This is a genomic window from Rathayibacter rubneri, assembly GCF_023743255.1.
Lineage (GTDB): Bacteria > Actinomycetota > Actinomycetes > Actinomycetales > Microbacteriaceae > Rathayibacter > Rathayibacter rubneri.
In genome coordinates this window covers 1-7,618 of sequence record NZ_JAMRYM010000128.1, presented here as the reverse complement: position 1 = coordinate 7,618, position 7,618 = coordinate 1, and the positions used below count along the sequence as shown (strand labels likewise).

The window sequence follows — 7,618 nt, the reverse complement described above, 5'->3', positions numbered from 1 at the left end:
AGCTGCGGCCGAGCCAGGTCGACACGGACTCGCCGCGCGGGCGGGGGAGCGCGGCGAGTCCGTGTCGACCTGGCTCGGCCGCAGCTCGCCGCCCGGAGCGGTGGGCCCGAACGACGAGAACCCCGACGCCCGCAGCGCGCAGCGCGCCCGCGACTGGGGCCGCTTCACCCGCAACTTCGTCGTGCAGGGGACGGCCGCCGAGTGGGCGCTGTGCTGGATGGGTGACCTGCGCGCGCGCCTGCGCGACGGCGGGCCGGGCCTGGACCGCGCGCACCTCGTGTACTTCCTGCACGACGAGGTCATCGTGCACGCACCCGCCGAAGCGGCGGAGCGGGTCGCCGAGATCGTCCGCGAGTCCGCGGAGCGCGCGGGTCGAGCGCTGTTCGGCGGAGCCGACATCGACTTCCCGGTCACCGTCGCGGTGGTCGACGCCTACGACGAGGCGAAGTGAGGCGCGCGCTCAGTACCAGTGCGGCGAGCGGCTGTTCCACTTCGCCCAGGCGCTGCAGGGCGAGCCGTACGAGCTCTTGATGTACGAGAGTCCCCAGTTCACCTGCGTCGCCGCGTTGGTCTGGTAGTCCATGCCCGCGGAGGCCATCTTGCTGGCGGGCAGCGCCTGAGGGATGCCGTAGGCGCCGGAGGAGCGGTTCAGCGCGTTCCAGCGCCAGCCGGACTCGCCGTTCCAGAGCGGGACCAGGCACGCGTCCATCTGGTCCGAGCCCCAGCCGTAGTTCCCGAGGACGGACCGCGCGTAGGCCTGCGCCTGCGCGGGCGACATGCCGTCGGTGCGGCCGGCGTAGGTGCTGAGCGCGGCGATGGTCTCGGCCGAGCTGTTCTTCGCTCCGGTCGGGTCGTCGTTGCCGAGCTGGAGCGGACCGCCGCCGGGCGCGGCCGGAGCCGGAGCGGGTGCTGCGGGGCGGGGAGCGGCGGCGGGTGCGGTACGGCGTGCCTCGGCCTCGGCCGCCTCTCGCGCACGGCGCTGCTGGTCCTCGAAGACCGCCTTCTCCTGCTGACCCGTCGCGTACTGCTCCTCGAGCGCCGCGGTCGTGTTCTTGAGATCGGCGAGCTGCGCGTAGAGCGTCGAGCTGTACTGCTCCTGCTCGGCGACCTTGGCGTCGGCGGCGCTCTGGGCCGCCTCGGCCGCGTCGAGCGCCGCACTCGCCGCGTCGACGAGGGCGACGCGCTCGGAGCGGGCCTGCTCGGCCTGGGCGGCGAGGGCGCCCGCCGCGTTCTCGGTGGTCTCGGCGGCGGTCTGCAGGCTGCTCGTCTGCAGCGTGAGCTGGCTCATCGTGCCGAGGCGGTACAGCAGCTCGTCCGACTGCTCCCCGCCGACGAGGAGGTTCAGCGTCGCGTCGGTTCCGCCGCTGCGGTAGAGCTGCGCGGCGAGTCGGCCGGCCTGCTCCTTCGCGGCGTCCGCGTCGGCCCGCGCGGCATCGGCCCGGCTCTCGAGAGCGGTGACGCGCTGGTTCGCCTCGTCGAGCGCCGTCCGGGCGGCATCGGCCTCGGCCGCCCGCGCGATCGCGGCGTCGGTGAGCTCCGCGGCCTGGTCGCGGAGGTCGGCGAGGAACGCCGTGATCCGGTCGACCTCGGCGGCGGTCGCGCTCTCGCTGTCCTTCGCCGACTCGACGTCGGACCACGACGGGTAGTCGGACGGATCGTAGGCGGCGGAGGCGGTCAGAGGCGAGGCCAGGGAGGCGCAGAGGACGAGGAGGGTGCCCGCACCGGCCGCGATCAGGCGTCGACGCGCGCGCGAGGGCTCGCGGAGGCCGAGGGGTGTGCGGGACATGCGCTCCACACTAGGCGACGGCGCCCGCGCCTGTCTCGTCGCGGGACACCGCTCTGCGGCCGCGACGGGGGCGCTCCAGGGCGAATCCTCGCACTCCGGCGCCGGCGTCGGCACCGGACAGCTCCTCCCGGGCGGCGGCCAGCAGGCCGCGGAGGGCGTCGTCGCGGACCCGCATCGCGCGGGCCGCGAGGCGCCGCTGCGGGTGGTCGTCGAGCTGTTCCTCGTCTTCCGGGAGGGTGACCGCGTACGCCGAGAGCACGGCCTCGAGATCGGCCTCCTCGAGACTCGACGCGAGCAGGATGCGGTCGAGCACGTCGTCCCAGTCCTCCTGGGCCGAGGCGCCGTCGCCGTGGAGCCAGGCGACGGCCTCGACCCGGCCCTCGTCGGTCAGAGCGTGCAGGGGGAGTCCGTCCTCCGTCGCGCCCGCCGAGACGACGAGGCCGCGCTCGCGGAGGCGATCGAGGGTGGAGTAGATCTGACCGACGTTCACCCGGCGGCGATGAGCGGCGCGGTCCAGGAGCTCGGAGTGCAGCTGCAGACCGTAGGCCGGGCCGAGGGTGAGGAGCGCCAGGAGGCCGTCGCGGACCGACACGGGACTCCTCTCGGGCGGGCCCGGACGCGAGAGGGCACCGGACGATCCCGAGTATAGGCAGGGGATCCGGGCGCTCCCGGGGCGGGCGCGGCGAGCCGCCTTGTCGGCGCAGGACGCCTGATGCATACTCTGACGTGGTGGCTCGTCCACCGCACAATCGAAGAATGCACCACTTGTCGTACGTGGTCCGGGTCGTTGGGGAAGACGCACCAGGACGGACGGAGGACAGCATGGTGGCGCAGCAGACTCGGGGTGTGCTCTTCGTGCACTCCGCCCCTCGCGCGCTCTGCCCCCACCTCGAGTGGGGAGCCGGGCGCGCTCTCGGTCGTGCCGTGAACTTCGAGTGGATCGAGCAGCCGGTTCTCCGGGGCACGCAGCGGGCCGAGTTCACCTGGGAGGGACCTCCCGGGACCGGTGCCGGCATCGCCTCCGCCCTTCGCGGCTGGGAGGACGTCCGCTACGAGGTGACCGAGGAGCCGTCCCCCGGAGTCGACGGCGGCCGCTGGATGCACACCCCAGGCCTCGGCATCTTCTTCGCCCAGACCGACAGCGTCGGCAACACCGTGATCCCCGAGGACCGCGTCCGCGCCGCCATGGAGACCGCCGGCGCCGACCCCATCGAGCTGCACCGCGAACTCCGCCTCGCCCTCGGCCAGGCCTGGGAGGACGAGCTCGAGCCGTTCCGCTACGCGAGCGACTTCGCGCCGGTCATCTGGATGCACGGAGTCGGCTGACGCCGACGTTTCGGTGTCGACGCCGCCCCCTGTGCGGCGTCGCGCGGTCGGCTTCGCGACGTGGTCGCGTTTCTTAGAGCGTGGAGCGAACGGCGACGTCGAATCGCTGGTACGCGATTCGGCGGATACGCCTCGCGGTGCTCGGCGATCCGGGGGCGGAGGCTCGGGCCTATCCGCTACGCGAGCGACTTCGTGTGGCTGCACCGAGTCGGCTGATGCAGCGGTGCTCGTTTCGACGCCGCTCCCCGCGCGGGGTCGCGCGGTCGGCGGTGCCCGTGTCGACGCCGCTCCTCGCACGGCGTCGCGCGGTCGGCTGTGCGACGTGGTCGCGTTTCGTGGAGCGTGGAGCGTGGAGCGAACGGCGACGTCGAATCGCTGGTACGCGATTCGGCGGATACGCCTTGCGGGGCTCGGCGATCCGGGGGGCCGGGGCTTGAGGTCTTCGTTCCCACCGGAGGAGACCGGGTCGAGACTCTCGGCTCGTGGACCCGGCCGGGCGCAGCACCTCCGGCTCGTGGACCCGGCCGGGCGCAGGAGCGCCGGCTCGTGGAAAGCGGTCGGGCTCGTCGGGTCGGGGGTTCTCGCGAGTCGAGTGCGGTTCTGCGGGCCGGGGATGAGTTTCGGGAGTCGCCGGAACGCGTCGTCCCAGGGGACACAGGTCCGGATCGTGCCGGCAGGATCATCGGTGGCCGGACGAGGGGCTGCCGGGCGGTCCGCGCAGAGGTCTCGGCTCGTGGAATCGGGTCGGGCTCCCGAGGCACGGACGCTTCCGCGAGCCGGACGTGATTCGACGAGCCCGAGGCGCGATCGGCGAGCTCGGGGACAAGCGCCGATGCCGGTCACGGCGAGCTTTCCGCCGATGCCCGGTGGGGCGAACGGTCCGCCGAAGCCCGCAACGGCGAGCTGTGTGCCAATACCCGGTGGAGCGAGCTGTATGCCGATACCCGGTGGAGCGAGCTGTGTGCCGATACCCGGTGGAGCGAGCTTCGTGCCGAGGACCGGTCACGGCGAGCTTTCCGCCCTGCCGGTTGCGCTGAACTGCGTGCCACTGTCCGGTAGGGCGACGTTGCCGCCGATGCCCGGCAGGGCGAGCTTCCCGTCGATGCCCGGTAGAGCGAGCGATGCGCCGCCGCCCGGAGGGTGGCGCGCAACCCACCCGAGCGCCGCGAGGCGTATCCGGCGATCCGCGTCCCAGCGGATCGCCGTCGCCGCACCGCACCGGCCCCCGGAAACCGAGCCACGCAGGGAGCGGACGCGCCTTCGTTGCGCTACGCGCAACGAAGCCCGCGTTCCGCTCGGTGTACGGGGCTACGCCCCGCTACACCGACCGGAACGCGGCAACAGCATTGTGCCCCCCGAACCCGAAGGAGTTCGAGAGGGCGACCAGCGGGCCGTCGCCGAGGGCGCGGGGGCTGGTGACGACGTCGAGCGGGATCTGGGGGTCCTGCTCGGTGAGGTTGATCGTCGGCGGAGCGGTGCGCTCGTGGAGGGCCAGCACCGTGAAGATGGCCTCGAGGGCACCGGTGCCGCCGAGGAGGTGGCCGGTGGCCGCTTTCGTCGCCGAGACGGCGATGTTCGACAGGTGGTCGCCGAAGACGCGGGCGAGGGCGCGGTACTCGGCGACGTCGCCGACCGGGGTGCTCGTCGCGTGGGCGTTCACGTGGGTGACGTCGGTGCGGGAGGCGCCGGCCTGCTCGAGGGCGGCGATCATCGCGCGGGCGGCGGCGGACCCCTCGGGGTCGGGCGCGGTGATGTGGTACGAGTCGCTGGTGACGGCGCCGCCGGCGAGCTCGGCGTAGATGCGGGCGCCGCGGGCGAGCGCATGCTCCTCGGTCTCGAGGACCAGCGAGGCGGCTCCCTCGCCCAGGACGAAGCCGTCGCGGCTGACGTCGTACGGACGGGAGGCGGTGGCCGGGTCGTCGTTGCGGCGCGAGAGCGCCTGCATGGCGGCGAAGGCCGCGAGGGGGAGCGGGTGCACGACGGACTCCGTGCCGCCGGCGATGACGACGTCGGCGAGGCCCTGCTGGAGGTGCTCGTAGGCGTTCGCGATCGCCTCGGTGCTCGACGCGCAGGCCGAGACGTCGGTGCGGGCGTAGGCGCGGGAGGGGATGGACATGCTGATCGCCGCGGCGGCGGCGTTGGGCATGAGCATCGGGATGGTCATGGGCAGCACGCGGCGGGGCCCGCGCTCGCGCAGGGTGTCCCAGGCGTCGAGGAGGGTCCAGAGGCCGCCGATGCCGGTGGAGTAGTCGACGCCCACGCGCAGCGGGTCGACGTCGGTGATGCCCGAGTCGGCCCAGGCCTCGCGCGCCGAGATCAGCGCGAACTGGCTCGAGGGGTCGAGCCGCTTGAACTCGGGGCGGGGGAGGACGTCCTCCGGGCGCACCTTCGCCTGAGCGGCGAACGTCACGGGGAGGTCGTGCTCGGCGACCCAGTCGGCCTGGATGGTGCTGACGCCGGACTCGCCCGCGAGGAGGGCGTTCCACGACTCGCGCGCCGTTCCTCCCAGGGGAGTGCTGGCGCCGATGCCGGTGACGACGATCTTCTTGCTGCTCATGACGACGATCTCTGTTCCGTGACGGGGTGGGTGCCGGGCGCACCCCGGCCGGGCCTGTGCCGGGCCGGGGTGTCCGCCTCGCGGACGGTGGAGCGGTGAGTCCTACTCGGACGCCTTGACGATGAAGGTGACCGCGTCGCCCACCGTCTTGAGGTTCTTGACCTCGTCGTCCGGGATCTTCACGTCGAACTTCTCCTCGGCGTTGACGACGATCGTCATCATCGAGATGGAGTCGATGTCGAGGTCGTCGGTGAACGACTTGTCCAGCTCGACGGAATCGGTCGCGATGCCGGTCTCGTCGTTGACCAGTTCGGCCAGGCCGGCGAGGACTTCTTCGGTGGACAGTGCCATGGTTCTCTCCTTGAGGGGTGTGATTCGAGTTGTCGTCGAGTGACCGTGAGTCAGTTTAGGGGTGGGTCGTCTCCCCTTAAGGGAGCACCACGACCTGCGCGCCGAACACGAGTCCGGCTCCGAAGCCGATCTGCAGGGCGAGTCCGCCGCTGAGCTCGGGGTGCTCCTCGAGCAGGCGGTGGGTGGCGAGCGGGATCGACGCGGCCGACGTGTTGCCGGTCGTCTCGATGTCGCGGGCGATCGTCACCGTGTCCGGCAGCTTCAGCTGCTTGGCGAACTCGTCGATGATCCGCATGTTGGCCTGGTGAGGGATGAACGCGGCGAGGTCCGAGGGCTCGACTCCGGCCTCGGCCAGCGCCTGCTTGGCGACCTTCGCCATGTCCCAGACCGCCCAGCGGAAGACGGAGGGGCCGTCCTGGCGCAGGGTCGGCCACTCGGCGCGCCCCTCGCGGTAGGCGAGCAGCGGGCTGTCCATGCCCACGGTGTCCCAGCGGGATCCGTCGGAGCCCCAGACGGTCTTCGAGATGCCGGCGGAGTCGCTCGGCCCGACGACCGCGGCGCCCGCTCCGTCGCCGAGGAGGAAGGAGATGCTGCGGTCGGTGGGGCTGACGAGGTCCGAGAGCTTCTCGGCGCCCACGACGAGCACGTACTCGGCGAGGCCGGAGCGGATGAACGAATCGGCCTGGGCGATGCCATAGGTGTACCCGGCGCAGGCGGCCGAGATGTCGTACGCGGGTGCGGGGTTCGCTCCGATGCGGTCGGCGAGCAGCGCGGCCAGCGACGGGGTCTGCACCGTGTTGCTGATGGTCGAGACGAGGACGACGCCGATCTGGTCGGGACGGATGCCGGCCTTCTCGATCGCCTCGAGGGAGGCGGTCGTCGCCAGGTCGACGGCCTCGACGCCCGCCGAGGCGCGGCGGCGCTCGATGATGCCGGTGCGCTGGCGGATCCACTCGTCGGAGGAGTTGATCGGCTCGATCAGGTCGTCGTTGGGCACGACGCGGTCGCCGCGCGCGGCTCCGATGCCGAGGATCCGGGTGTAGGCGGTGCCGCTGGACTGGGTGAGGGTGGGGGGCGTCATGGGGGTCTCTCCTGCTAGGCGGCGTGCTCGTCGATGAAGGCGCGGGCGGCGTCGAGGTCGTCGGGTGTCTTGACCGCGAGGGTCGGCAGACCCTTGAGGCCGCGCTTGGCCAGGCCCACGAGGGCGCCGGCGGGGGCGAGCTCGATGAGGCCGGTGACTCCGGCCTCGGCGAACGCCGCCATGCAGAGGTCCCAGCGCACGGGGGAGGCGACCTGGCCGACGAGCAGCTCGAGGAACGCGGCGCCGGAGTCGACGACCAAGCCGTCGCGGTTGGTCCAGAGCCGCAGCGTCGGGTCGGAGGGGGTGATCCCCGCGGCGACCTCGGCGAGCGAGTCGCGCGCGGGCGCCATGTAGCGGGTGTGGAACGCTCCGGCGACCTGGAGGGGGATGACGCGGGTGCCGGCGACCGGCTCGTCCTTGAGCGCCTGCAGCGCGTCGACGGCTCCGGCGACCACGATCTGACCGCCGCCGTTGTAGTTGGCGGGCTCGAGACCGAGCTCGTCCAGGCGCGCCAGGA

The 7,618-nt window shown here is 72.6% G+C and carries 8 protein-coding genes; 2 read left to right on the top strand and 6 right to left on the bottom strand.

The genetic code is table 11. From position 1 onward, the window contains the following. The coding region (locus NB037_RS17740) for a DNA polymerase (protein WP_251948140.1) at positions 1-451 on the top strand (451 nt) is incomplete at its 5' end. Between the two features lie 9 nt (positions 452-460). Here the strand turns inward: NB037_RS17740 and NB037_RS17735 are convergent. Together NB037_RS17735 and NB037_RS17730 are read right to left on the bottom strand one after the other, a co-directional pair. Then, positions 461-1,786 carry a coiled-coil domain-containing protein gene (locus NB037_RS17735; RefSeq protein WP_251948138.1) on the bottom strand — a complete coding sequence of 442 codons (1,326 nt, stop codon included), beginning with the start codon at positions 1,784-1,786 and terminating at the stop codon, positions 461-463. Between the two features lie 10 nt (positions 1,787-1,796). After that, on the bottom strand, positions 1,797-2,378 hold the full coding sequence (locus NB037_RS17730; protein ID WP_251948136.1) for a PadR family transcriptional regulator: 582 nt from the start codon (positions 2,376-2,378) through the stop codon (positions 1,797-1,799). 230 nt (positions 2,379-2,608) lie between these two features. Between NB037_RS17730 and NB037_RS17725 the strand changes: the two genes are divergently transcribed. Further along, complete coding sequence (locus NB037_RS17725) at positions 2,609-3,112, top strand: DUF3145 domain-containing protein (protein ID WP_207402412.1); 504 nt, start codon at positions 2,609-2,611, stop codon at positions 3,110-3,112. A gap of 1,318 nt (positions 3,113-4,430) precedes the next feature. On the opposite strand, the gene NB037_RS17720 is transcribed toward NB037_RS17725, so the two are convergent. From NB037_RS17720 to NB037_RS17705, 4 genes are all read right to left on the bottom strand, one after another. After that, on the bottom strand, positions 4,431-5,669 hold the full coding sequence (locus NB037_RS17720; RefSeq protein ID WP_251948133.1) for a beta-ketoacyl-[acyl-carrier-protein] synthase family protein: 1,239 nt from the start codon (positions 5,667-5,669) through the stop codon (positions 4,431-4,433). A gap of 102 nt (positions 5,670-5,771) precedes the next feature. Continuing rightward, positions 5,772-6,020 carry an acyl carrier protein gene (locus NB037_RS17715; RefSeq protein ID WP_207402410.1) on the bottom strand — a complete coding sequence of 83 codons (249 nt, stop codon included), beginning with the start codon at positions 6,018-6,020 and terminating at the stop codon, positions 5,772-5,774. Between the two features lie 76 nt (positions 6,021-6,096). Further along, the gene (locus tag NB037_RS17710) at positions 6,097-7,101 is read right to left on the bottom strand and encodes a beta-ketoacyl-ACP synthase III (protein ID WP_251948131.1); all 1,005 of its coding nucleotides are present in this window, start codon (positions 7,099-7,101) and stop codon (positions 6,097-6,099) included. A 14-nt stretch (positions 7,102-7,115) separates the two neighbouring features. Continuing rightward, a partial coding sequence (locus NB037_RS17705) for an ACP S-malonyltransferase (protein ID WP_372490784.1) occupies positions 7,116-7,618 on the bottom strand: 503 nt, incomplete at its 5' end.